Here is a 22,655-nt window from a genome sequence, read left to right as displayed (position 1 = left end):
TACTGTACCCTTGGCCTCCGCTTCGCTCCGGCGGGTCACGGCCCCCCAAGGCTCGATTCTTCCCTCCTCCGCTTCGCTCCCCCGCTCCGTCAGTCCAGAATCGACCCGGGCCGCGACCTCGGGAGTCGGCGTCGTGATATCAGCGGCCACGGACGATGCGGCGCAGTTTGGTCACCCGGGGGCCCACTTCGCGCTCGTAACCGTGGTCGGTGGGGGCGTAATAGTCGGTGCCGACCAGTTCGTCGGGCGGGTACTGCTGGGACAACACACCGTCGGGGTGGTCGTGCGGGTACTTGTAGCCCTGGGCGTTGCCGAGCTTCGCGGCGCCGGCGTAGTGGCCGTCGCGCAGGTGCGCGGGTACCGCACCGGCCTTTCCTCGACCGATATCGGACATGGCCGCGCCGATGGCCGCGGCCACGGCACCGGATTTCGGGGCGGTCGCGACGTGGATGGTGGCGTGCGCGAGCGCGAGCTGAGCCTCGGGCATGCCGACCAGCTGCACCACCTGGGCGGCGGCGACGGCGGTCTGCAGCGCGGTCGGGTCGGCCATGCCGACGTCCTCGCTGGCCTGGATCATCAGGCGGCGGGCGATGAAGCGCGGGTCCTCGCCGGCGCTGATCATCCGGGCCAGATAATGCAGCGCCGCGTCGACGTCCGAGCCGCGCAAGGATTTGATGTAGGCGCTGATCACGTCGTAGTGCTGATCTCCGGCGCGGTCGTAGCGCACGGCCGCGCGATCGACGCTCGCCTCCACCAGATCCACCCCGACGTTGCCGTCCAGCGAGGACTCCGCCGAGGCCTCGAGCGCGGTCAGCGCCCGGCGCGCGTCTCCCCCCGCGATGCGCACGATGTGATCCAGCGCCTCCTCGCTGATCGCGTACTCGCCGCCCAGTCCCCGCGGATCGTCCGCGGCCCGCCGCAAAACCTGCCGAATATCGTTCTCCGACAACGACTTCAGCTGCAGCACCAGTGACCGCGACAGCAGCGGCGACACCACCGAGAAGGACGGGTTCTCCGTGGTCGCGCCGACCAGGAGCACGACCCGGTTCTCCACCGCGGCCAGCAGCGCGTCCTGCTGGGTCTTGGAGAACCGGTGCACCTCGTCGATGAACAGCACCGTCTGCTCACCGGCCAGCAACCGGCGCCGGGCCACATCGATGACCGCCCGCACCTCCTTGACCCCGGCCGACAATGCCGACAACGCCTCGAACCGGCGGCCGGTGGCCTGGGAGATCAACGAGGCCAGCGTCGTCTTACCGGTCCCCGGCGGCCCGTACAGCAGTACCGACGCCGCACCGGATCCCTCGATCAGTCGCCGCAGCGGCGAACCCGCACCCAGCAGATGCTGCTGACCGACCACCTCGTCCAGACTCGCCGGACGCATCCGCACCGCCAGCGGAGCCAATCGTCCGGCGGCCTGCCCCATCGAGAACTCCTCCGCACTCGCGGACGATGCCCGCGCACCGGGAGCCTCGAACAATCCGTCATCCATCCGCGTTCACGAGACAACCGTACCGATCCGCACCGACAACCAGGGCCGTCGCCTCATTCGGCCGGCGGGATCGTATCGCCGCGGCCGGACAGCAGGATGCGGACCGCCTCGGCGTCGATATCCGCCTGCAATCGGTCGTCCGGCATGTCCTCCAGCCCCGCCGCACCCCGCAGGAACGGCCCGAACAGTTGCCACCCCAGCGATAACGCCGCCACATGGGCCACGGCCAGCGCCGCGTCGTGGTCCGACTCGTGGAACGGCCGCGCCCGCTCGATCAGTCGCGAGATCACCGGGAAGCCGCGCTGCATCCGGGCGACGGGATAGCCGTCCAGGATGCTGCGAGCCAGCACGGTCAGGTGCCGGCGCAGGGCGTCATCCAGCGGCGAGCGGTCATCGGGGCCCGAACGTTCCAGTGCCGCGAGGGATCCGGCGGCCAGCTCGTCCAGCACCCGGGCCACCAGCTGATCCTTGGCCCCGAAATGCCGGAACACCAGACCGTGATTGACCCCGGCCCGCTCGGCGATGTCCCGGATGGAGGTTGCGGCCGGGCCGCGCTCGGCGAACAGTTCGGCGGCGTGTGTCAGCACCGCCGCCACGACCGCGTCCCGCCCGACCGGGGCCGCACCGGATCCGGGCGTACCTGTTGCGCGATCTGTAGTCATGCGACTACATTAGCGCACGGAACACCTGTAGTCATTCGACTACACCCAGCCGATTCCAGGAGCCGACATGACCGAAGCACCCGCTGTCGCCGAATCCGAGCCCACCGTGCGCCCGTTCCCGCTGCCGGGATATCCCCTGCTGGTCGGGCCGTTCACGCATCTGACCGCCGAACATCGCCGGCTGTCCGCGCTGCGCTGGCAGCATTTCGACGCCCGGCTCGTCGGCACCACGCTCGGCGGGCAGATCAGCGGGATCGATCTGCGCGAACCGCCGGCCGCCGAGGTCGTCGCCGAATTGCGCCAGGCGCTGCACGAATACAAGGTGCTGTTCTTCCGCGACCAGCCGATCACCCCGGCACAGCACGTCGCGTTCGCCCGGAAATTCGGCGAACTCGAGGTGCACCCGGCGCTCGGAGCCAATTCCGGCCAGCCCGAACTGGTCCGATTCGCCAAGGGCGCGGACGTCGCCGGACTCGAGAACACCTGGCACCACGACGTGACCTGGCGGCCGCGGCCGTCGATGGGCGCGATCCTGCACGCGATCTCGGTGCCCGAGGTCGGCGGCGACACCCTGTTCTCGGATATGTACGCCGCGTACGACGCCCTGGACGAGGACACCCGCGCACTGGCCGGCGAACTCACCGCGGTGCACGACTTCACCCGCGCCTTCGGCCGTGCGGCAACACCCGAGGAACGCGAACGCATGCGCGCCGAACACCCGAGCGTCGAGCATCCCGTGGTGTGCACCCATGCCGCCACCGGCCGCCGCCACCTCTACGTCAACCGGATCTTCACCGACCGCATCACCGGCCGGACCGCAGAGGAGAGCCGCGAACTACTGGACCGGCTGTGCCGGCAGGCCGACTACCCCGAGCACCAGGTTCGCCTGCACTGGGAGCCGCACACCGTCGCGTTCTGGGACAACCGGGCGGTCCAGCACTACGCCACGAGCGACTACTGGCCGCAGGTCCGGGTGATGGAACGCGCGTCCATCTTCGGACCCCGGCCGGCTCGCTGAGGAGTTCCTATTCTTCCCAGAGTTCGTAGAGCGTGGCCGAGACGTGCTCGGCGAAGTCGCCCAGGATGTCGTCGCCGGTGCACCGGGCATCCTCGGCCAGGGCGGCCCAGCGGTTGATCAGGGCCGCTGAGCGCGGAATCGACAGGCCGTGCTCGCGGGCGGCGGCGATGCGGGCGTGATCGGCTGGCAGGAACCAGTACGTGGTCAGCCACACCCAGATCAGCCGCGCCTCGAGGATCCGCTCGGCGAGTACGGCGTCATCGGCCAGGGCGGGCCATACGCCCACCACCTCCGAGCGCCACGCCTCGACCAGCTGACGGGCGCGTTCGCGGGAGAGTTCGACATCGCACAGGCAGCCGGGGAAGGAGACCAGCGCGTACGCGATATCCAGCGTCGCGTCGCGGAATCCGCCCCATTCGTAGTCGAGGAAACGGGCGCCCTCGGCGTTGAGAATGACATTGTCCGGGCACAGGTCCGACGGGCTGAAGGCGCGATAACGGCCCGCGGAGAACAGCCGGTTGCCCGCGACGATGCGTTCGGCGATCTCGCCGGGGACCTCGATGTTCAGCTCGCGATGCAGCATGCGAGGCACCTCGCCGATCGCGGCCTCGGCCTGCTGGGCGATACCGTCCACCCGGTGCGCCACGTCGACGCGGCGCAACAACGCTACGAAGTCGGGTTCGCGGCCGACCGTGGCCGCGTGCATGCGGCCCATCGCCTGGGCGAAGGCCATCAGCGCATTGCGACTGGCCGGTTCGGCGCCCGAGCGCAGCACCGTGGTCAGCGAGGCGTTCTCGCCCAGATCGCTCAGGATCAGCAGCCGTGCGGGAATGTCGTGGGCCAGCAAATACGCACCGGGGCGGTGCCGGCTGCTCAGGGCGGTGGTGAACTGGTAGGACACCGCCTCACGGAGAAACGCCGCGTCGATACTCGCGACACCGGGCGCGAGACCGCCGATACGGCGATCCTGCGCCGCACCGCGGAGCTGTTTGACGATGAGCGTGCGCGGAAGTGAGAAGGCGTTCTCCGCGACACGCACGCGTAGTACCGTCGTCCGGCCACTTCCGCCTAGCTCTATCGGATCACTGAGCTTCACCGGAGCACCCATCCGCTTTGTGAGCAAATGTTGTGCCGCGGACACGACTTCGGTGGCGCGTTCGGCCAATAGTGCGGTCATCGCGATCCAAGTTACTCGCTTCAGGTCACTTTCAGCGAGCGGTTCCACAACCTTTCGCGCGTCGCCCGGCGTGTCTCGGTGAAGCGCGGGCTGTCGGCAGGAGAGGCTGGACGTCCGCACACGACGTGCGCCGCGGGCGGGATGATCCTGCCCCATCAGGTATTACGACATTTCGGACAGGGATACCCTCTAGGCCGCTTGACACGATCCGGGCATTCCGGTTGTGTCATCGCCAACTGCTGTGCGCCACACTGAAACCCAGGTGATTCGAAAGGTCCCCACGATGACCGAGACCCCGCACCCCGCGCCCGGCACCTCCGGGGACAGCGCCCGAGAGCAGTCCACACCACAATCCGGATATCCCCAGGACGCCGGATCACACTCCGAAAGATCCGCACGTCCCGGCGGCAATGCCCCCACTCCGCCGGTGAGCGGCGGGCCCCCGCCCCCGCCCCCGGTCTTCGGTGCCACATCCGCGCCTACCGCGCAGCCCGCACCTCCGCCGGTACACGGTCGATCTCAACCCGGCCACGACCAGCCTCAGGCTGGCTACGGACAGCCGACGACGACGTCTCGCCCCGGTTACGACCCGAACACCGGCCAGGACTACGCCGCCGGGGCAACACCCCAGTCCGGCTGGTCGCCGACGTCCGGCGCGGTACCTCCCGGAGCGCCGCAGGGCGCGATGCCGGGCCAGCCGCCCTACGGATTCCCCGCGCCGGCGCCCATCGGCCTGAGTATCGGCCGCGCCCTCGGATACGGCTGGGAACGCTTGCGCGCCAATCCGATTCCCTGGATCGCGATAACGCTGGTCGGCTTCGTCGCGTATCTGGCGGCGACCGTGGTGGTCCGGGTGGCGGACATCAATTCGGTGATCCCGCTGTTGCTGCTGTTCCTGGTCGTGGCGGTCGTGGTCTGGCTGCTGCAGGCGGCGATGATCCGGGGCGCGCTCTACGAAACCGACGGCACCCCACCGGATTTCCAGGCGTTCTTCGGATTCGTCAACGCCGGTAACGTGCTGCTGTCCGCGCTGGCCGTATTCGCGAGCAGCCTGCTGGCGATGATCGTGGTGTCCGCGGTGTTCGCCATCGTGTCCGAGACGCTCGCGACCATCCTGGGCGTGCTCGCGGCGATCGTGGTCGGATTCCTGTGCATGTTCGCACTGCACTTCGTGATCGACCAGGACCAGAATCCGATCGCCGCGATCAGATCCAGTGTGCGGCTGGTGCTCTCGGATATCGGCAAGACGCTGCTGCTGGCCTTCGCGGTGCTGTTCCTGACCGTGGCCGCCCTGGTGCTCTGCGTGATCGGCATGGTCGTCGCCGGTACGGTCGGCATGGTCGTCTGCGCGCTGAGCCTGCTGCTGGTCGGCCCGGTCTCGGTGATGGCGCTGACCTACTCCTATCGCGCGCTGACCGACGGCCTGACCCTGGGCTGATCGTCTCACGGGCACAGCGTCATTCGGCGGGCCGTACCCCGCCGGCAGCGCGACCACCGGGGGAGAACGGCCCCATTCGACAGATCAACTCCACGGTGTGGATTCGGTCGGCGCCGTCCAGGGGCGGCCGGCCGAACCGCTGTCCAGCGCGTCGAGGGCCGCGACCACGTCGTCGGCCGATTCCCGCGCGACATCGGCCTCGAGCACGTCCCCGGACGGCTCGACCGCCGCACCGCGGCGCACCGTGATCAGCGTCGCGCCCCGCGCAGCGCGGCGAGCGCCTCTTCCGTCCTGCCCGGCGGACAGTTCCCGGACGTGCAGCGCGGTTCTCCCGCCGCCGCTGCATCTCGGACCGGCAGAGCACCGAATCCGTTGTCGGACAATCGAACCCGGATCGGACACGCCGACCCGGGCCCACCGTGGACTACTTCTTCCCGGCGGTCTTCCCGTCCTGGCCGACAGGGTTGCCGTTCTCGTCCAGGACGACGTCCAGCCCCGCCTCCTTGCGTTGCTGCCGGGTGATCGGCGCGGGCGCCTCGGTCAGCGGGTCCACGCCACCGCCGGACTTCGGGAACGCGATGACCTCACGGATCGAATCCACCCCGGCCAGCAGTGCGGTGATGCGGTCCCAGCCGAAGGCGATGCCGCCGTGCGGCGGTGCGCCGTAGGAGAAGGCGTCCAGCAGGAAGCCGAACTTCTCCTGTGCCTCCTCGTGGCTGATGCCCATCACCTTGAACACCCGTTCCTGCACGTCACGGCGGTGGATACGGATGGAACCGCCGCCGATCTCGTTGCCGTTGCAGACGATGTCGTAGGCGTAGGCCAGGGCCGCGCCCGGATCGGTGTCGAAGGTGTCCAGCGATTCGGGCTTGGGCGAGGTGAACGCGTGATGCACCGCCGTCCACGCCGAATGTCCCAGGGCCACATCGCCGCTCGCGGTCGCATCGGCGGCCGGTTCGAACAGCGGCGCGTCCACGATCCACACGAACGCCCAGGCGTTCTCGTCGATCAGATCGCACTTGCGCGCGATCTCACCGCGCGCGGCGCCCAGCAGCGCCCGCTGCGCCTTGGCCGGTCCGGCGGCGAAGAACACGCAGTCTCCCGGTTCCGCGCCGACATGCTTGGCCAGGCCCTCGCGCTCGGAGTCGCTGAGATTCTTGGCCACCGGCCCGCCCAGCGTGCCGTCCTCGTTGACCAGGATGTACGCCAGGCCCTTGGCGCCGCGCTGCTTGGCCCATTCCTGCCAGGCATCGAGCTGGCGCCGCGGCTGACTCGCACCGCCGGGCATCACGACCGCGCCGACGTACGGCGCCTGGAACACCCGGAACGGAGTCTGCGCGAAGTATTCGGTGCACTCGGTGATCTCGACGCCGAACCGCAGATCCGGCTTGTCGCTGCCGAATCGGCGCATCGCCTCGGCATAGGTCATGTGCTGAATCGGCGTGGGGATCTCGTGGCCGACGAGTTTCCACAGCGCGCTGAGCACATCCTCGGCCAGCAGGATGACATCCTCCTGGGTCACGAAACTCATCTCGACGTCGAGCTGGGTGAACTCGGGCTGGCGGTCCGCACGGAAGTCCTCGTCGCGATAGCAGCGCGCGATCTGGTAGTACCGCTCGACGCCCGACACCATCAGCAACTGCTTGAACAGCTGCGGGCTCTGCGGCAGCGCGTAGAACTTACCGGGCTGCAGCCGCGCCGGAACCAGGAAGTCGCGCGCGCCCTCGGGCGTGGAACGGGTCATGGTCGGGGTTTCGACCTCGACGAACGCGTGTTCGGCCAGGACCGCGCGGGCGGCGGCGTTGACCTGGGACCGCAGCCGGATGGCGTGCGCCGGGCCCTCCCGGCGCAGGTCCAGGTAGCGATACTTCAGCCGCGCCTCCTCGCCGGGCTGCTCGTCGAGCTGGAACGGCAGCGGCGCGGCCTCGTTGAGGACGACGAGTTCGCCGACGTTCACCTCGACCGAGCCGGTCGGCAGATTCGGGTTCTCGCTGCCCTCGGGTCGCGGCTCGACCACGCCGGTCACCTGGACGCAATACTCCGCACGCAACCGGTGCGCCTGTTCGGCGGGAACGCCTTCGCGGAACACCACCTGCGCCACACCCGACGCATCGCGCAGATCGATGAAGATCACGCCACCGTGGTCTCGACGGCGAGCCACCCAACCGGTGAGGGTCACGGTCAGACCGGCGTGTTCGCTTCGCAGCGAACCTGCCAAGTGGGTGCGCAGCACGGTATTCCTTTCGACGGGGTCGGTGCACCGGCGCGATGGGCTGATGCGCTCCCATCCTAGAGAGACCGGTTCACCCGTCGGAAACCGATATCCGCCATGCCGTGTCAAGCTGTAGTCCACACGCGGGCCGGAACGACCGGATCGCGCGGCGGCACAGCGAACCAACGGGCGAGAGGGCCACAGGATGACCTTCAACGAGGGCATGCAGATCGATCCGGATCGGGTCTCCTCGGGCGGCGGCCCGGGAATGGGCGGGAAGATCGCGCTCGGCGGCGCCGGCGGTCTGATCGTGCTGGTCCTGGCACTGGTCTTCGGCGGGGATCCGGGATCGCTGCTGCGCGAGGTGACCGGTGGCACGACCACCCAGTCCCCGAGTGCCAAGACTCCCGCGCACTGCAAGACCGGCGCGGACGCGAACAGATACGTCGACTGCCGGGTGGTGCTGACCGCGCAGAGCCTGGATTCGGTGTGGGGCGCCAAGCTCCCGCAGCAGACCCGCAAGGCCTACACCGCGCCGAAGGTGCAACTGTTCACCGGCGCGGTGTCCACCGGCGGCTGCGGCCGGGCCACCAGCGCGGTCGGGCCGTTCTACTGCCCCGCGGACCGGACCGCGTACTTCGACACCAGCTTTTTCCAGGAACTGGTCGACAAATTCGGTTCCAGCGGCGGACCGCTGGCGCAGGAGTACGTGGTCGCGCACGAGGTCGGCCACCACATCCAGAATCTGCTCGGCGATTCCGGCCGCGCGGCGAAGTCCGCACAGGGCGCGAGTTCCGGATCGGTCCGGCTGGAACTGCAAGCGGACTGCTACGCCGGGCTCTGGGCCTCCTACGCCGATAAACTCCCCGCCCCGGGCAGTAACCAGCCGTTCCTGAAACCACTGTCGGACAAGGATATTCAGGACGCGCTCTCGGCCGCCGCATCGGTCGGCGACGACCGGATCCAGAAGGCCGCCACCGGCCGGACCAATCCCGAATCCTGGACGCACGGGTCCTCCACGGAACGTCAGAAATGGTTCCTCACCGGATATCGCAACGGCCAGGTGAAGGCGTGCGATACGTTCTCGGCGACCGATCTGGACAATCCTCCGGCGCTGCGCTGACCCGCTGCGGCCCGGCCCGCACTCCACCGGATACCGGACGAATGGCCGGTTTGTCCGGTTCCGGTCACGTCGTACGCGGCATAGGGCGCGCCGCACACATTTCGCCGCATCGGCGGTCCACAATCGCGGGCGCGGCACCGTGCCGCCCGGGAGAAAGGGACGGGCCATGCAGTCGTTCGGGGCGAGGGGGCGAATCGGGTCCGTACAGCTCTTCGCGGCGGGTTCGGCGCTGACGCTGTCGCTGTGCGGCGGGGTACTCCTGGCGGGACATGCGCCGACCGCCGCCACGCCGGGCACGAACCGGACGCCGACTCCACCCGCCCCCGAGGATTGGCTAACGCACGTTCCCGCCTCCACACCGCCGGTCGTACCGCGACCGACCAAGCTGCAACCCCCGTCCCCCGCGCCGACCTCACCGGCCGCAGCACTGGTCGGGGCCCGGCAATCGCGCCGGCCGTGAGTCCGGGCGGCGAGCGTCGAGGATCACGACACCTCACCGCCCGGAACGGACGGAACCGGGCTCAGCCGACCGTCCAGGTCTCCTTGCCGGTGAGCAGCTGCTGCAGTGAATCAGCCTGCACCGGCCGGCGTTCCCGCGCGGTCTCGGTCTGCTCGCGAACGCCGTCGTCGTAGGTGGGCCGCGCGACGCTGCGGAAGATGCCGATCGGGACGTGCGAGAGGTCCTGATCGGACAGCCGCGAGAGCGCGTAGGCGTACTCCGGATCCTCGCAGTAGGCGTCGTGCACGACGATCTCGGATTCGGCCACGGTATCGGTGGCGACCACATCGAGGCCGAAACCGCGCTGCACCACCGCGAATTCGCCGTCCGCGCCGAACCGCAGCGGCTGACCGTGACGCAGCCGGATCAGATGGGATTCGGCGTTGTCCTTGCGCAGGGCGTCGAACGAGCCGTCGTTGAAGATCGGGCAATCCTGCAGGATCTCCACGAACGAGGTGCCACGATGCTCAGCGGCCGCGCGCAGCACCTCGGTCAGCCCGGCGCGATCCGAATCCAGCGCACGGGCGGCGAAGGTGGCCTCCGCGCCCAGCGCCACCGACAGCGTGTTGAACGGGTGGTCGACCGACCCCATCGGCGTCGACTTGGTGACCTTGCCCGCTTCCGAGGTCGGCGAGTACTGGCCCTTGGTTAGCCCGTAGATCCGGTTGTTGAACAGCAGGATCGTCATGTTCACATTGCGACGCAGTGCGTGGATGAGGTGGTTGCCGCCGATCGAGAGCGCGTCACCGTCGCCGGTCACCACCCACACCGACAGATCCGGGCGGGTCACCGCAAGACCGGTCGCGATCGCGGGTGCGCGGCCGTGGATCGAGTGGATCCCGTAGGCGTCCAGGTAGTACGGGAAACGGCTCGAGCAGCCGATACCCGAGACGAACATCATGTTCTCCCGGCGCAGCCCCAGATCGGCCAGAAAGCTGCGCACGGTCGCCAGGATGACGTAGTCACCGCAGCCCGGACACCAGCGCACCTCCTGGTCGGAGGTGTAGTCCTTGACCTTCTGCGGCCCGTCCGCGCCCGGTACGCCGGACAGGCCGGTCAGGCCGAGATCGGTCCCGATGAGCGAGGTTTCCACGATCGTCATCACTTACCCCCTACGGTGCGGTAGGTCGCCCTCGCGCGTGCGGCGAAGACCTTGTCGTTCTCGAGTTCCGCGAGCGAACCGTCCAGTGCCGCGTCGATCACGCCGACCAGCTCCTGCGCCGAGAAGGCGGTACCGGCGACCTTCGTCCAGGGTTGCACGTCCACCAGATACCGGCCACGCAGCAGCATCGCCAGCTGACCGCCGTTCATCTCCGGCGCCACCACGGTGCGGTAGCGGCGCAGCACCTCGCCGGTATTGGCGGGCAGCGGATTGAGATTCCGCAGATGCGCCTGTGCCACGGGGACTCCGCGCCGCCGCGCCCGGCGGCAGGCCTCGCCGATCGGCCCGTAGGAGCTGCCCCAGCCGATCAGCAGCAGTTCGGCGGTGCCGCTGGGGTCGTCGACCTCGAGGTCCGGCACCTCGATGCCGTCGATCTTGGCCTGGCGCAGCCGGACCATCAGATCGTGGTTCGCCGGATCGTAGGAGATGTTGCCGGTGCCGTCGGCCTTCTCCAGTCCGCCGATGCGGTGCGCGCGGCCACGGGTGCCCGGTACCGCGAGCGACCGGGCCAGCGTCTCCGGATCACGCGCATAGGGCTGGTACGGATCCGACTCGCCCTCGCCCGCATCGGACTCGAAGCCGGGATCGATCCGTTCCAGTTCGGTGACCTGCGGGATCGCCCAGGGTTCCGACCCGTTGGCGATCGAGCCGTCCGAAAGCAGCAGCACCGGCGTGCGATAGGTCAACGCGATGCGCGCGGCCTCCACCGCCGCCGCGAAGCAGTCGGCCGGTGAGCGCGGGGCGATCACCGCGACCGGCGACTCACCGTTGCGGCCGTACAGCGCCTGCAGCAGGTCGGCCTGTTCGGTCTTGGTCGGCAGACCCGTCGACGGACCGCCGCGCTGCACATCGACGATCAGCAGCGGCAACTCGGTCATCACGGCCAGGCCGATGGTCTCGCTCTTGAGCGCCAGCCCCGGACCCGAGGTGCTGGTCACGCCGAGCGCACCACCCAGCGAGGCGCCCAGCGCCGCGCCGATTCCGGCGATCTCGTCCTCCGCCTGGAAGGTGGTGACGCCGAAATTCTTGTGCTTGCTCAGTTCGTGCAGGATGTCCGAGGCGGGGGTGATCGGATAGGTGCCCAGGAAAACCGGCAGCCCCGAGAGCTGCCCGGCCGCGACGATGCCGTATGCCAGCGCGGTGTTGCCGGTGATCTGCCGGTACGTGGCCGGGGGCAACACCGCCGGGGCGACCTCGTAGGTGGTGGCGAACGCCTCGGTGGTCTCGCCGTAGTTCCAACCGGCCCGGAAGGCGAGGATATTCGCCTCGGCGATATCCGGTTTGGCGGCGAACTTCTCGCGCATGAACTGCTCGGTGCCGCCGATCGGCCGTCCGTACATCCAGGACAGCAGGCCCAGGGCGAACATGTTCTTCGCCCGCTGGCCGTCCTTCTTGCCGACCCCGGCCGACTCGGTCGCCCCCAGGGTCAGCGAGGTCATCGGCACCCGGTGCACGACGAAATCGGACAGCGAATCGTCGGCGAGCGGATCGGCCGCATACCCGACCTTGGTCAGGGTGCGCTTGGTGAACTCGTCGGTATTGACGATGATCGTCGCCCCGCGCGGCAGATCCTCCACATTCGCCTTCAGCGCCGCCGGATTCATCGCCACCAGCACATCGGGCTGATCACCGGCGGTGAGGATGTCGTAATCGGCGATCTGGATCTGGAACGAGGAGACGCCGGGCAGCGTGCCCTGGGGTGCGCGGATCTCGGCGGGGAAGTTCGGCTGCGTGGCCAGGTCGTTGCCGAACGCGGCGGCCTCGTGCGTGAAGCGGTCACCGGTCAGCTGCATACCGTCACCGGAGTCGCCGGCGAAGCGGATGACGACCTTTTCCAATTTCTCTGCGACGCCACCAGTTCCGGCCGCGTCCACGCGACCGGCCTGTGCGGCGGCGCCGGGAGAATCAGAGCCCTGGGCAACCATGCGCGTGTATCACTTCCTCGTCGATGAGTACCACATGCCAAGTTACTCCGCTGCTCCCGGATATGCCCGAGTCGCAAGCGGTTCAACAGATTTCGCGTCGTACCGATTTCCAGCGGCATCGCGGGCACACCCGCGGCGCCGAGATGTGCCGCAGCGCAACACTCCCCGCCCCGGCACTCGCCTCCTCTGCTCCACACCCGCGCCCGTCGGGCCCGGGGCGGGCCGCCGCTAGGAGAACAGAGCCAACTGCGCGGCCGGTTGCGCTGCCCGCGGCGACCTGACCTCGGTCTCCGCGGGCGCGTCGCGGTTCAAACCGTGCCGCGACAGCAGCGGATCGAGCCGACCGCGCAGCCACGCGGAGTACTCCGGTGTGACGTACGCCCCACGACCGTACAACTGCCTATATCTGCGCATCAGCGCCGGGTGGTGCTCGGCGAGCCATTGCAGGAACCAGCCGCGGGTGCGACCGCGCAGATGCATGGGAAAGGCGACCGCGCTCGCCGCACCCGCCGCGGCGATCGCGGCGAACAGCTCGTCCAGGTGGGCGACACCGTCGGTGAGACAGGGAATCACCGGCGCGACCATGACGTTCACCGCGAAACCCGCGTCCGCCAGTGTGCGGACCAGTTCCAGTCGCGCCCGCGGGGACGGCGTGCCCGGCTCCAGACCGCGGTGCAGTTCCGGGTCCAGGATCGCGATCGACAGGGCCAGCCGCACCGGCACCTCCCGGGCGGCGAGTGTCAGCAGCGGCAGGTCGCGCCGCAGCAGGGTGCCCTTGGTGAGGATGGAGAACGGCGTGCCCGAATCGGCCAGCGCGCCGATGATCCCCGGCATCAGCCGATATCTGCCCTCGGCGCGCTGGTACGGATCGGTATTGGTGCCCAGTGCGACCGGTTCGCGCCGCCACGAGCGCCGATTCACCTCGCGGCGCAGCACCGCGGCGACATTCGTCTTGACCACGATCTGACTGTCGAAATCCCGGCCCGCGTCCAGATCCAGATATTCGTGGGTGCTGCGCGCGAAGCAGTAGCGGCACGCATGCGAGCAGCCGCGCATGGGGTTGATGGTCCAGCCGAACGGCAGCGCGGAACTCTCCGGAATGCGGTTGAGCGCGCTCTTGCACAGCACCTCGTGGAAGGTCACGCCGTCGAATTCCGGAGTCTGCACCGTGCGTACGAGACCCGCCCGGTCGAGTCCCGGGAGGGCGCCGTCCTCGGCATCCAGGGTCTGGCTTCGCCACCGCACCCTCCAAGTCGAACATTTGTTCTAGTACTTGTCAAGCAACGCAGCGCGACCGCGACTCGAGCGGCTCGCCCTTGTAGAAGGCGACCAGGTCGCGCACGGTCTCCTCGGTCGGCCGTGGCCGGTAACCGAGCTCGGCCTCGGCCTTCGAACCGTCCACGGCCGGCGCGGAGATGAGCGCGCCCATGGCGGCCTTGGACACCCGGTCGCTGCCGAACAGCTTCGCGATCGGTTCCAGCACCGGCAGGGCGGCCGAGATGACCTTGGTCGGGATCGCGAACCGCGGCCCGCGCTTGCCGTTCACCGCCGCGGCCAACCGGGTCACCTCGAGCATCGAGCACATCGCACCGGTCAGCAGGTAGTTCTCCCCGGTGCGCCCCTTCTCCCCCGCCAGGATCAGGCCGAGCGCGACGTCGCGCACGTCGACCAGGTCGAAGCCGCCGGCGATCATCACCGGCACGCGACCGCGCGCGGCGTCCCACAGCGTGGTGTTGATCCGCGAGTCCGAATGATCGACCGGCCCGTAGACGCCGGTCGGATTGCAGATCACCGCGTCCAATCCCTGATCGATGACCTTGCGCAACTCGACCTCGCCCTGGAATTTGGACCGGTCGTAGACGGGCAGGTCGGGATCGATCGAGCGCGGCGTGCGCTCATCGATCCGGCCACCGCAGCTGTACTGGTCGAACGCGTGGATCGAACTCGTGTGCACCATGCGTCGCACACCGGCCGCGAGCGCGGCCTCGGCGACCACGCGCACCCCTTCGGTATTGATCCGCCAGGCCAGGTCGTGGCGATGCTCCAGGGTGATCATGGCGACCAGGTGGTACACCACCTCCGCGCCCTCCAGCGCGGTGCGCATCGACTCGGGGTCCAGCACGTCGCCGCTGACCCAGGTCACCTTCGGGCCGGACGCGACGGCGGGCCGGACCCGGTCGATGGCGGTCACGTCGTGACCGCGCTCCACCAGTTCGTGGAGCAGGTTGGTGCCAAGGAACCCGGCTGCGCCGGTGACTGCGACCTTCATGAGACGAGAATATAGAACCGGTTCTAATTTGCAACAAGTTCTAGTTTCAGTTTGTTCCATTTCGCCCGAATCTCCGCCTCGCTCGCCGGAATTCGCCGTCTGCCGCGTCGGTCGGAGTCGAAACGTGTCGGGCAGGTCCGCTATATTGAGGCCCTGTACCGTCACCGGTCGCGCCGGTGACGGCGCACGGGATCGGACACCCCGCGCGGTGTCCCGGCAAGTCCACGAGACCGATGGCATGAGGATTGGGGGGCAGACTCGATGAGTTTCTCGGTGGAAACCGACGCCGTTCGCGCGTTCGCGGCGACGCACAAGGGCGTAGCGGCACAGATCTCCGGGGCGGGCAATATGGACACGGTAAGTCACGTGGCCGCGATGACGCCGGTGTTCGGTCTCATCGGCGCCGACTACCTGGCGATGTTCGCCGCCGCGCAGGTTCTGCACTGCCAGGACATCAACGATCTGTCCAGCAAGGTCGACAAGATCGGGCAGTCCGCGTTCGGCACCGCCGCGTCGTTCGACGACTCGGATTCGACCTTCTCGAACGCACTGAAATCCGTCACCAACGAGATCGGGGGCTGATGGTGCAGGCAATCGACTCCGGAACCGGCGGTGTCATCGGCGCGCAGACCGCCGACCCGGTCGCCGCGGTCTCCGAGGCGGCGTCCCAGACCGCGCAGAACATCGCCTCCGCCGTGCAGAACGGCCCGTTCGTGCACGTCTCGCTGCCGCAACTGCCCACCGAGGCCACCGAGGCGTCCTCGCCCGAATTGCATCTCGCGCAAAAGGAATTCGAAGACGATCACGGCGCGTCGCTCGGCGGTGGCCACCTCCCCGGATTCGGCAACACCTCCGCACACGCGTCCGCGCTGGGTGATGCGGCCGGTCCGCTGCTCGGCTCGGCCAACGACGCGCTCGACCACGCCCAGACCACTCTCGCGGCGATTCCGGGCGCACAGAACGTGCTCGACACCGCGCACACGGCCCTGAACAGCGCGCCGACCGCATTGAACAATGTCGCCTCCTCGATCCAGCAGGCCGCCGCGCCGATCTCCGCGGGCCTGCCGACGACCGATACGATCAACACCCTGCTGAGCAAGGGCATCACGCTGCCCGCGATCCCGGGGATCGAACAGCTCTTCCAGCCCTTCGCGAGCCTGTTGCAGAGCTTCGGCACGGGCGTGATGGGCGCACTCAACCCCAGCACCCTGCTCAGCCAGTCCTCGCAGATCATCCAGGCGGCCATGTCGGTCGGTGAGAGCGCGCTCAAATCGGTCGACCAGGTCTGGCAGGGCAAATCCGCCGACAGCGCGCAGTCCGCCGGCCAGCAGACCCAGTCCCAGGGCAAGGACACCAGCCAGCGCGGTTTCGACATCTCCAAACTCACCGACGAGGCCGCGGCCGTGGTGCAGAAGGGCAATGTGCAGCTCACCGCGGTGGCCCAGTCCTTCGCTGCCGAGGCCACCGCACTCGCTCCGGTGATCGTCACCCCGCCCGCGCAGGCCACCCTGATCGCCACGGCCACAGAACATCTCGGTACCGCGGTCGGAATCGTCAACGCCACCCGCGGCGAACTCGCGGGTTACACCGGTCAGCTCAGCGGCGTGGTCAACCAGTTGCTCGGCCAGAGCGGCGCCGGACAGCAGGCGGTCCAGGCGGCGGAGTCCGTCGCGCAGAATATCGCCCAGCCGGTGATGGAACAGGCCCAATCGCTGCTGTCCAACAGCACCGACAGCGGTACCAGCACCGACGACCTGACCTCCAAGCTGGGCAATACCTCGACGGCCGGGTACAACGGCGCCTTCAGCGGCGGCGGAGGCGGTTCCTACAGCGGCGGCGGTGGCCTGAGCACCGACGGTATCGGGACCAATTCCGGCACCAATTCCGGTGGGGGCGCGGGCACTTCGATCCCGGGCGCGATCGCCAATGCGAGCAACACGCTGGCCGCCGAGGTCAACGCGGCGACCAGGGCGGCCGGTCTGACCAGCAGCCCCGGATTCATGGGCGGCGGCGCGGCCAACGCGCGCAACACCGAGGACGACGAGCACCAGAGCACAGTCCAGCCGTATCAGAGCATCACCGGCGATACCGAGCTGGCCGGTGTGCTCGGTGAGATCGCACCGGAGGTGATCGGCCAGATCCATTCCGACGAGGAGATCAACGGCTATTCCTCCGACACCAGCCTCTGATCGACCCTCGACCGATTCTTTCCAGGGCCCGGGCCGATCGGTCCGGGCCCTCGACGTTCGGAGCCAGAAGCGTTCTCCCGGTTCGCAACCCGCGGATCGAACAATGCGAACCGGGTGCGGGCCCGCGCGCTGGATCGGCCGAACGGCTGACAGTTCATGATCGCTGCGATTAACATCGCGGACAAACTAGAATCTGTTCTAATTCAGCCGTCCGGAGACGCAGGATCCCTGCCCGCCCGGACCGGGGCGGGTGCACGGACCCGCCGACCGAGAGGATGCTTGGATGCGTTTCACCTACGCGGAGGCGATGACCGATCCGGCCTACTATGTCCCGCTCGCCCAAGCCGCGGAGGCCGCCGGATTCCACAGCATGTCGATCGCCGACAGCATCGCCTATCCGGAGGAATCGGACTCGACGTATCCGTACACGCCCGACGGCTCGCGAGAGTTTCTGGACGGCAAGCCGTTCATCGAGACGTTCGTGCTGTCCGCGGCACTCGCCGCCGCGACCACCACCCTGCGTTTCACCCCGTTCGTGATCAAACTCCCGATCCGGCCGCCGGTCCTGGTCGCCAAGCAGGCGAGTTCACTGGCCGCGCTGAGCGGAAACCGGTTCGCGCTGGGCGTCGGCATCAGCCCGTGGCCGGAGGATTTCGAGATCATGGGCGTGCCGTTCGAACGGCGCGGGCGGCGCATGGACGAATGCATCGAGATCGTGCGCGGCCTGTGCACCGGCGAGTACTTCGAATACCACGGCGAGTTCTACGACATTCCGCGGATCAAGCTGACCCCCGCGCCGACCGAGCCGCTGCCGATTCTCGTCGGCGGGCACAGCGATCCGGCGCTGCGCCGCGCGGTGCGCCTGTGCGACGGCTGGATGCACGCGGGCGGCCGGCCCGAGGAGCTGGACCGCATGCTGGCCCGCCTGAACGAACTGCTCCCCGAACGCGACAGCTCCATCCCGTTCGAGATTCACGTCGCGTCCCTGGACGCCTATACGCCCGATGGCATCAAACGGCTCGAGGACCGCGGCATCACCGACGTCATCGTGGGCTTCCGCTACCACTACACGACCGGACCGGACACCGAACCACTGGAGCGCAAGATCGCGGCGATCGAGCGCTACGCCGAATCCGTCATCGCCAAGTGCTGAACCGCACGCGGTCCGATCGCGCGGGCGCGCGATCGGACCGTTCGGCACGTCGGTCAAACCCGCTTCGCGTAACCCAACTCGATCACGGCATCACGCTCGGACTCCAGTTCCGCGACACTGGCATCGATTCGGGCCCGGGAGAATTCGTCGATCTCGAGTCCGGGCACGATCCGGTACTCCCCCTCGGCGCAGGTGACCGGGAACGAGCTGATCAGCCCCTCGGGCACACCGTACGACCCGTCGGACGGAACGGCCATCGACACCCAGTCGCCGTCCGGGGTGCCCCGCACCCAGTCCCGGATGTGGTCCAGGGCCGCACCCGCCGCACTCGCCGCCGAGGACGCCCCGCGAGCCTTGATGATCGCGGTGCCGCGCTGCTGCACCGTCGGAATGAAATCCTCGGTGACCCAAGCGGTTTCACCGATCGCCCGCAGCGCCGGCCGACCGCCGACGGTGGCGTGGTTCAGATCCGGGTACTGGGTGGCCGAATGATTGCCCCAGATGGTCACCCTCGCGATCGACGCGGCCGGCGCCCCCGCCCGGCGCGCGAGCTGGGCGATGGCGCGATTGTGATCGAGCCGGGTCAGCGCGGTGAAGCGCGAATCGGGCACATCGGGAGCGTTGCTCATGGCGATGAGCGCGTTGGTATTCGCCGGATTGCCGACCACCAGAACCTTCACATCCGGTGCGGCACTGGCATTGATGGCCGCGCCCTGATCGGCGAAGATGGCGCCGTTGGCGGCGAGCAGATCCGAACGCTCCATCCCGGCGGTCCGCGGCCGCGCGCCCACCAGCACCGCGATATTCGCTCCCTCGAATCCGATCCACGGGTCGTCCGCGATATCGACCGAGTCGAGCAGTCCGAACGCACCGTCCTCGAGTTCCATCGCCACCCCCTCGAGGGCGCCGACCGCGGCCGGAGTTTCCAGTAGTCGCAATCGAACCGGCGTCCGCGGCCCGAGCATCGCGCCCGCGGCGATCCGGAACAGCAATCCATAGGCGATCTGTCCGGCCGCGCCGGTGACGGTGACGGTCACGGGCGTGCGAGCGGTGCTGGTCACATCAACTCCTCGATGATCGACTGTATGTGCCGAGCCTAACGAGCCGCACATCGCCGGACGGCTCACCGTGAGCAATCAGACATTCGCCGGAGACCCCGCCGCGAATGCCACAGCGCAGGCTCGATACGCTGCGCCACAACGTTTTTCACACTGCCGCCGAAGCGCTCAACCCAGGGCGGCGATATCCGCGTCACTCAGCGCGACGGGCTGGACCACATCCTTGACCCGGACCAGATGTACGGCCCGGTACAGCGGCCGTTCCTCGAGGCCAGCGTCACGAGCCTCCGCGCGCAGCTGCGCGATGAACATGCCGGACACCGCCAACGCGGCCGCGAGAGGACTCGAGGCCAGCGCGTCGGCGAGCTTGCGCAACCCCAGGATGTGCAGTTCCCGGCCCGCGCCGCCGTCGGTGTACATGGCCAGCGGAATCACCTGCCGGCCACGACCGGCGGTGATCCGCAGGACTATCCGGCTCAGCCGCCCGGGATACACCAGGATTTCCACGCCGGTGGCCTGCGCGATATCCACCCGGCGCAGCCCGGTGAGGGTACGGGCCTCGACGACCGTACCGGCCAGCCAGATGCGCCGCCGGCGCACCGATACCGCGTACACCGCGGCGGGCGCGACCAACAGCACCCCCGCCAGCACGGCGAGCTGCCAGTTCACCAACAGCGCCAACAGCAGGGCGACCAGCACGGCCGCGCCGAGCGCGAGCAGCGTGAATCGGCGCAGCATCGGCGCGTACACCTCGGGTGCGATCAGATCCAGGCCGACCCGTTGCGGCTCTGGCGAATTCGGTTGCTGCTGCATCTGTTTCCATGGCCTCCGCTGCACTCCGGCGGGTTCGGGCCAGGGCCCGGGTGATCCCGGCCCCGTGACCGTACTACCGATCGTGCGCGAGAGCCTCCGACACCACGCCGACCGCGTCGTCGAGCGCGATCTGCCGCTGATCGCCGGTGGCCAGATCCTTCAACCCGATCTCGTTCTCGGCGATGTCCCGATCGCCCAGTACCAGAGCGTATTTCGCGCCGGAGCGATCGGCGGCCTTCATCGCGCCCTTGACCCCGCGGCCGCCGTAGGCCAGATCGACCCGCACGCCCGCGGCCCGAAGCCGCGCCGCCAGCACCACCAGCCGCTGGGTGGCCGCCTCGCCGAGCGGCACGCCGAACACGTCCACCCGGGCCGGATCCGCCGCGGATTTACCCTCGGCCTGCAGGGCCAGCATGGTCCGGTCCACACCGAGCCCGAAACCGATGCCCGAGAGCGGCTGCCCGCCCAACTGCGCCATCAGTCCGTCGTACCGGCCGCCACCGCCGATGCCCGACTGGGCGCCGAGTCCGTCGTGCACGAATTCGAAGGTGGTCTTGGTGTAGTAGTCCAGCCCCCGCACCATGCGCGGATTGATGGTGTACGCCACCCCGATCGCGTCCAGATATCCCAGGACCTGGTCGAAGTGGACCTTCGCCGACTCGGACAGGTGATCGAGCATCAGCGGCGCCGCGGCGGTCAGCTCGCGCATCTCCGGACGCTTGTCGTCCAGCACGCGCAACGGGTTCAGCTCCGCGCGCCGCCGGGTCTCCTCGTCCAGCGGGAGACGGAACAGGAAGTCCTGCAACAGTTCCCGATACTGCGGACGGCACGAGTCATCGCCCAGCGAGGTGATCTCGAGCCGGTAGCCGTCCAGACCCAGCGCGCGGAATCCGGCGTCGGCGATCGCGATCACCTCGGCGTCCAGCGCCGGATCGTCCACCCCGATCGCCTCGACGCCGACCTGCTGCAACTGCCGGTACCGCCCGGCCTGCGGGCGTTCGTAGCGGAAGAACGGGCCCGCGTAACACAGTTTGACCGGCAGCTGCCCGCGGTCCAGACCGTGTTCGATCACCGCGCGCATCACCCCGGCGGTGCCCTCCGGGCGCAGCGTGACGCTCCGGTCGCCGCGGTCGGCGAAGGTGTACATCTCCTTGCTGACCACATCGGTCGACTCACCGACGCCGCGGGCGAACAGGCCGGTGTCCTCGAAGATCGGCAGCTCCACATGCCCGTACCCGGCCGATCGCGCGGCGCACACCAGAGTGTCGCGCACCGCGACGAACTCGGCCGAGCCGGGCGGGACGTAATCCGGGATACCCTTCGGGGCGTTGAAGCTGCTGGTCTTGGTCACGATCCCCCAGTCTCCCCTACCGCACATCCTCGAGTCCAACCGGTTCCCGGGCGCACCGGCGGCCAGGGTTCGTCCGGTCCTGATACCACCCTCAGGAACTGATGGCAGACTCTTGGCCGGAGAAACGCAGACCTACACGGGAGGAACTGGGAGTGCCGAGCAACGAACAGCGACGAGCCGCGGCGAAGCGGAAGTTGGAGCGACAACTCGCCCGGCGGGCCGAGCGAGCGCGGCGGCGCAAGCAGCTCACCATCGCCGGATCCGTGCTCGGCGTGGTTGTCGTGGTGGCGGCCGGTGTCGGTATCTACTACCTCACCCGCGATGACGACCACAGCGCGAATTCGGCCGCCGCGTCCACCACCAGCGCCGACGCCTCACTGTCCAATACGCCCAAGGCCGCACCACCCCCGGCGGCCAAGGCGAAGGCCGCGACCGTGAGCTGCGCGTACCGGGACGGCGGCCAGGCGTCCAAGGCGGTGCACAAGCCGGACAAGACCCAGGTGTCCACCTCCGGCAGCCCGAAGGTCAGCATCAACTCCACGCAGGGCCCGATCGGGATCACCCTGAACTCGGCCGAATCTCCGTGCACGGTCAACAGTTTCGTGAGCCTGGCCGGTCAGCACTTCTACGACAACACACCCTGCCACCGGCTCAGCACCGAGGGGCTGCAGATGCTGCAGTGCGGCGATCCGACCGGCACCGGCCAGGGCGGGCCGGGGTACGAGTACAACAACGAGTACCCGACCGATCAGTACGCCAAGAACGATCCGGCCGCCCAGGACGCGGTGCTGTACAAGCGCGGGGTGGTCGCGATGGCGAACGCGGGCGCGGACCCGGCGACCGGCGAGGGCACCAACGGAAGCCAGTTCTTCCTGATCTTCGGCGATTCGCCGCTGCCGCCGCAGTACACCATCTTCGGCACGGTCGACCAGGCCGGTCTGGCGACGCTGGACAAGGTCGCCAAGGCCGGCGACGACCACTCGATGGACTCCTCCGCCGGCGGGGGCAAACCGAATCTGCCGATCACCTTCGAATCGGTCACCGTGAGCTGAGATCGGTGGCCGCCGAACCGAATCCGGCGGCCACCACGTCGCGCGGGTGCACCCGGACAAGC

At 68.6% G+C, this 22,655-nt stretch carries 19 protein-coding genes; 7 read left to right on the top strand and 12 right to left on the bottom strand.

Going from position 1 to position 22,655, the window contains the following annotated elements:
- Positions 1-139: 139 nt before the first annotated feature.
- Together AC5WS7_RS02670 and AC5WS7_RS02665 are read right to left on the bottom strand one after the other, a co-directional pair.
- Positions 140-1,492 carry a replication-associated recombination protein A gene (locus tag AC5WS7_RS02670; protein ID WP_495952714.1) on the bottom strand — a complete coding sequence of 451 codons (1,353 nt, stop codon included), beginning with the start codon at positions 1,490-1,492 and terminating at the stop codon, positions 140-142.
- A 53-nt stretch (positions 1,493-1,545) separates the two neighbouring features.
- Positions 1,546-2,154 carry a TetR/AcrR family transcriptional regulator gene (locus AC5WS7_RS02665; RefSeq protein ID WP_495952713.1) on the bottom strand — a complete coding sequence of 203 codons (609 nt, stop codon included), beginning with the start codon at positions 2,152-2,154 and terminating at the stop codon, positions 1,546-1,548.
- Positions 2,155-2,221: 67 nt separating this feature from the next.
- Between AC5WS7_RS02665 and AC5WS7_RS02660 the strand changes: the two genes are divergently transcribed.
- Positions 2,222-3,172: a TauD/TfdA dioxygenase family protein gene (locus AC5WS7_RS02660; RefSeq protein WP_495952712.1), complete on the top strand. Its 951-nt coding sequence runs from the start codon at positions 2,222-2,224 to the stop codon at positions 3,170-3,172.
- Between the two features lie 7 nt (positions 3,173-3,179).
- Here the strand turns inward: AC5WS7_RS02660 and AC5WS7_RS02655 are convergent, their stop codons facing one another.
- Positions 3,180-4,349: a phosphotransferase family protein gene (locus AC5WS7_RS02655; RefSeq protein ID WP_495952711.1), complete on the bottom strand. Its 1,170-nt coding sequence runs from the start codon at positions 4,347-4,349 to the stop codon at positions 3,180-3,182.
- 283 nt (positions 4,350-4,632) lie between these two features.
- Here AC5WS7_RS02655 and AC5WS7_RS02650 point away from each other — a divergent pair, with 283 nt between their 5' ends.
- A complete protein-coding gene (locus AC5WS7_RS02650; protein ID WP_495952710.1) occupies positions 4,633-5,787 on the top strand; it encodes a DUF2189 domain-containing protein in 1,155 nt (384 codons plus the stop codon).
- A gap of 84 nt (positions 5,788-5,871) precedes the next feature.
- Here AC5WS7_RS02650 and AC5WS7_RS02645 read toward each other — a convergent pair whose 3' ends face one another.
- Both AC5WS7_RS02645 and aspS read right to left on the bottom strand, forming a co-directional pair.
- A complete protein-coding gene (locus AC5WS7_RS02645) occupies positions 5,872-6,030 on the bottom strand; it encodes a hypothetical protein (protein ID WP_495952709.1) in 159 nt (52 codons plus the stop codon).
- A gap of 181 nt (positions 6,031-6,211) precedes the next feature.
- Entirely contained in the window at positions 6,212-8,020 is a 1,809-nt protein-coding gene (gene aspS, locus AC5WS7_RS02640) for an aspartate--tRNA ligase (RefSeq protein WP_495952708.1), read from the bottom strand.
- Positions 8,021-8,204: 184 nt separating this feature from the next.
- On the opposite strand from aspS, the gene ypfJ reads away from it, so the two are divergent.
- Positions 8,205-9,122, top strand: coding sequence for a KPN_02809 family neutral zinc metallopeptidase (gene ypfJ / locus AC5WS7_RS02635; protein WP_495952707.1), 918 nt, complete (start codon positions 8,205-8,207; stop codon positions 9,120-9,122).
- A 521-nt stretch (positions 9,123-9,643) separates the two neighbouring features.
- On the opposite strand, the gene AC5WS7_RS02630 is transcribed toward ypfJ, so the two are convergent.
- The 4 genes from AC5WS7_RS02630 to AC5WS7_RS02615 form a co-directional block, all read right to left on the bottom strand.
- A complete protein-coding gene (locus AC5WS7_RS02630) occupies positions 9,644-10,723 on the bottom strand; it encodes a 2-oxoacid:ferredoxin oxidoreductase subunit beta (protein ID WP_495952706.1) in 1,080 nt (359 codons plus the stop codon).
- The gene (locus AC5WS7_RS02625) at positions 10,723-12,708 is read right to left on the bottom strand and encodes a 2-oxoacid:acceptor oxidoreductase subunit alpha (RefSeq protein ID WP_495952705.1); all 1,986 of its coding nucleotides are present in this window, start codon (positions 12,706-12,708) and stop codon (positions 10,723-10,725) included. The genes AC5WS7_RS02630 and AC5WS7_RS02625 overlap by 1 nt, the downstream gene beginning before the upstream one ends.
- Positions 12,709-12,936: 228 nt before the next feature.
- Entirely contained in the window at positions 12,937-13,953 is a 1,017-nt protein-coding gene (locus tag AC5WS7_RS02620) for an Rv2578c family radical SAM protein (protein WP_495952704.1), read from the bottom strand.
- Positions 13,954-13,984: 31 nt separating this feature from the next.
- Positions 13,985-14,977, bottom strand: a complete 993-nt coding sequence (locus AC5WS7_RS02615; RefSeq protein WP_495952703.1) for an NAD-dependent epimerase/dehydratase family protein — start codon at positions 14,975-14,977, stop codon at positions 13,985-13,987.
- A gap of 261 nt (positions 14,978-15,238) precedes the next feature.
- Here AC5WS7_RS02615 and AC5WS7_RS02610 point away from each other — a divergent pair, with 261 nt between their 5' ends.
- The 3 genes from AC5WS7_RS02610 (at position 15,239) to AC5WS7_RS02600 (ending at position 18,319) form a co-directional block, all read left to right on the top strand.
- Positions 15,239-15,559 (top strand): type VII secretion target, encoded by a 321-nt coding sequence (locus AC5WS7_RS02610; protein WP_495952702.1) that lies wholly within the window; start codon positions 15,239-15,241, stop codon positions 15,557-15,559.
- Positions 15,559-17,166 (top strand): hypothetical protein, encoded by a 1,608-nt coding sequence (locus AC5WS7_RS02605; RefSeq protein WP_495952701.1) that lies wholly within the window; start codon positions 15,559-15,561, stop codon positions 17,164-17,166. The genes AC5WS7_RS02610 and AC5WS7_RS02605 overlap by 1 nt, the downstream gene beginning before the upstream one ends.
- Positions 17,167-17,449: 283 nt before the next feature.
- A complete protein-coding gene (locus AC5WS7_RS02600; RefSeq protein ID WP_495952700.1) occupies positions 17,450-18,319 on the top strand; it encodes a TIGR03619 family F420-dependent LLM class oxidoreductase in 870 nt (289 codons plus the stop codon).
- 53 nt (positions 18,320-18,372) lie between these two features.
- On the opposite strand, the gene AC5WS7_RS02595 is transcribed toward AC5WS7_RS02600, so the two are convergent.
- The 3 genes from AC5WS7_RS02595 to hisS all read right to left on the bottom strand — a co-directional run bounded on the left by AC5WS7_RS02595 (position 18,373) and on the right by hisS (position 21,541).
- Positions 18,373-19,380: a malate dehydrogenase gene (locus tag AC5WS7_RS02595; RefSeq protein WP_495952699.1), complete on the bottom strand. Its 1,008-nt coding sequence runs from the start codon at positions 19,378-19,380 to the stop codon at positions 18,373-18,375.
- A 165-nt stretch (positions 19,381-19,545) separates the two neighbouring features.
- Positions 19,546-20,190: a hypothetical protein gene (locus tag AC5WS7_RS02590; RefSeq protein ID WP_495952698.1), complete on the bottom strand. Its 645-nt coding sequence runs from the start codon at positions 20,188-20,190 to the stop codon at positions 19,546-19,548.
- Between the two features lie 73 nt (positions 20,191-20,263).
- Complete coding sequence (gene hisS, locus AC5WS7_RS02585) at positions 20,264-21,541, bottom strand: histidine--tRNA ligase (protein WP_495952697.1); 1,278 nt, start codon at positions 21,539-21,541, stop codon at positions 20,264-20,266.
- Positions 21,542-21,693: 152 nt separating this feature from the next.
- Here hisS and AC5WS7_RS02580 point away from each other — a divergent pair, with 152 nt between their 5' ends.
- Positions 21,694-22,593: a peptidylprolyl isomerase gene (locus AC5WS7_RS02580; RefSeq protein WP_495952696.1), complete on the top strand. Its 900-nt coding sequence runs from the start codon at positions 21,694-21,696 to the stop codon at positions 22,591-22,593.
- Positions 22,594-22,655 lie beyond the last annotated feature (62 nt).

The organism is Nocardia sp. PLKS1-43, from assembly GCF_059510335.1.
This window is presented reverse-complemented; position numbering and strand designations above follow the sequence as displayed.

What these genes read in the sequence shown, in the direction of transcription:
- AC5WS7_RS02670 (WP_495952714.1), bottom strand. Translation starts at nt 1,492, where the DNA reads ATGGATGACGGATTGTTCGAGGCTCCCGGTGCGCGGGCATCGTCCGCG.
- AC5WS7_RS02665 (WP_495952713.1), bottom strand. Translation starts at nt 2,154, where the DNA reads ATGACTACAGATCGCGCAACAGGTACGCCCGGATCCGGTGCGGCCCCG.
- AC5WS7_RS02660 (WP_495952712.1), top strand. Translation starts at nt 2,222, where the DNA reads ATGACCGAAGCACCCGCTGTCGCCGAATCCGAGCCCACCGTGCGCCCG.
- AC5WS7_RS02655 (WP_495952711.1), bottom strand. Translation starts at nt 4,349, where the DNA reads ATGACCGCACTATTGGCCGAACGCGCCACCGAAGTCGTGTCCGCGGCA.
- AC5WS7_RS02650 (WP_495952710.1), top strand. Translation starts at nt 4,633, where the DNA reads ATGACCGAGACCCCGCACCCCGCGCCCGGCACCTCCGGGGACAGCGCC.
- ypfJ (WP_495952707.1), top strand. Translation starts at nt 8,205, where the DNA reads ATGACCTTCAACGAGGGCATGCAGATCGATCCGGATCGGGTCTCCTCG.
- AC5WS7_RS02630 (WP_495952706.1), bottom strand. Translation starts at nt 10,723, where the DNA reads ATGACGATCGTGGAAACCTCGCTCATCGGGACCGATCTCGGCCTGACC.
- AC5WS7_RS02625 (WP_495952705.1), bottom strand. Translation starts at nt 12,708, where the DNA reads ATGGTTGCCCAGGGCTCTGATTCTCCCGGCGCCGCCGCACAGGCCGGT.
- AC5WS7_RS02615 (WP_495952703.1), bottom strand. Translation starts at nt 14,977, where the DNA reads ATGAAGGTCGCAGTCACCGGCGCAGCCGGGTTCCTTGGCACCAACCTG.
- AC5WS7_RS02610 (WP_495952702.1), top strand. Translation starts at nt 15,239, where the DNA reads ATGAGTTTCTCGGTGGAAACCGACGCCGTTCGCGCGTTCGCGGCGACG.
- AC5WS7_RS02605 (WP_495952701.1), top strand. Translation starts at nt 15,559, where the DNA reads ATGGTGCAGGCAATCGACTCCGGAACCGGCGGTGTCATCGGCGCGCAG.
- AC5WS7_RS02600 (WP_495952700.1), top strand. Translation starts at nt 17,450, where the DNA reads ATGCGTTTCACCTACGCGGAGGCGATGACCGATCCGGCCTACTATGTC.
- AC5WS7_RS02590 (WP_495952698.1), bottom strand. Translation starts at nt 20,190, where the DNA reads ATGCAGCAGCAACCGAATTCGCCAGAGCCGCAACGGGTCGGCCTGGAT.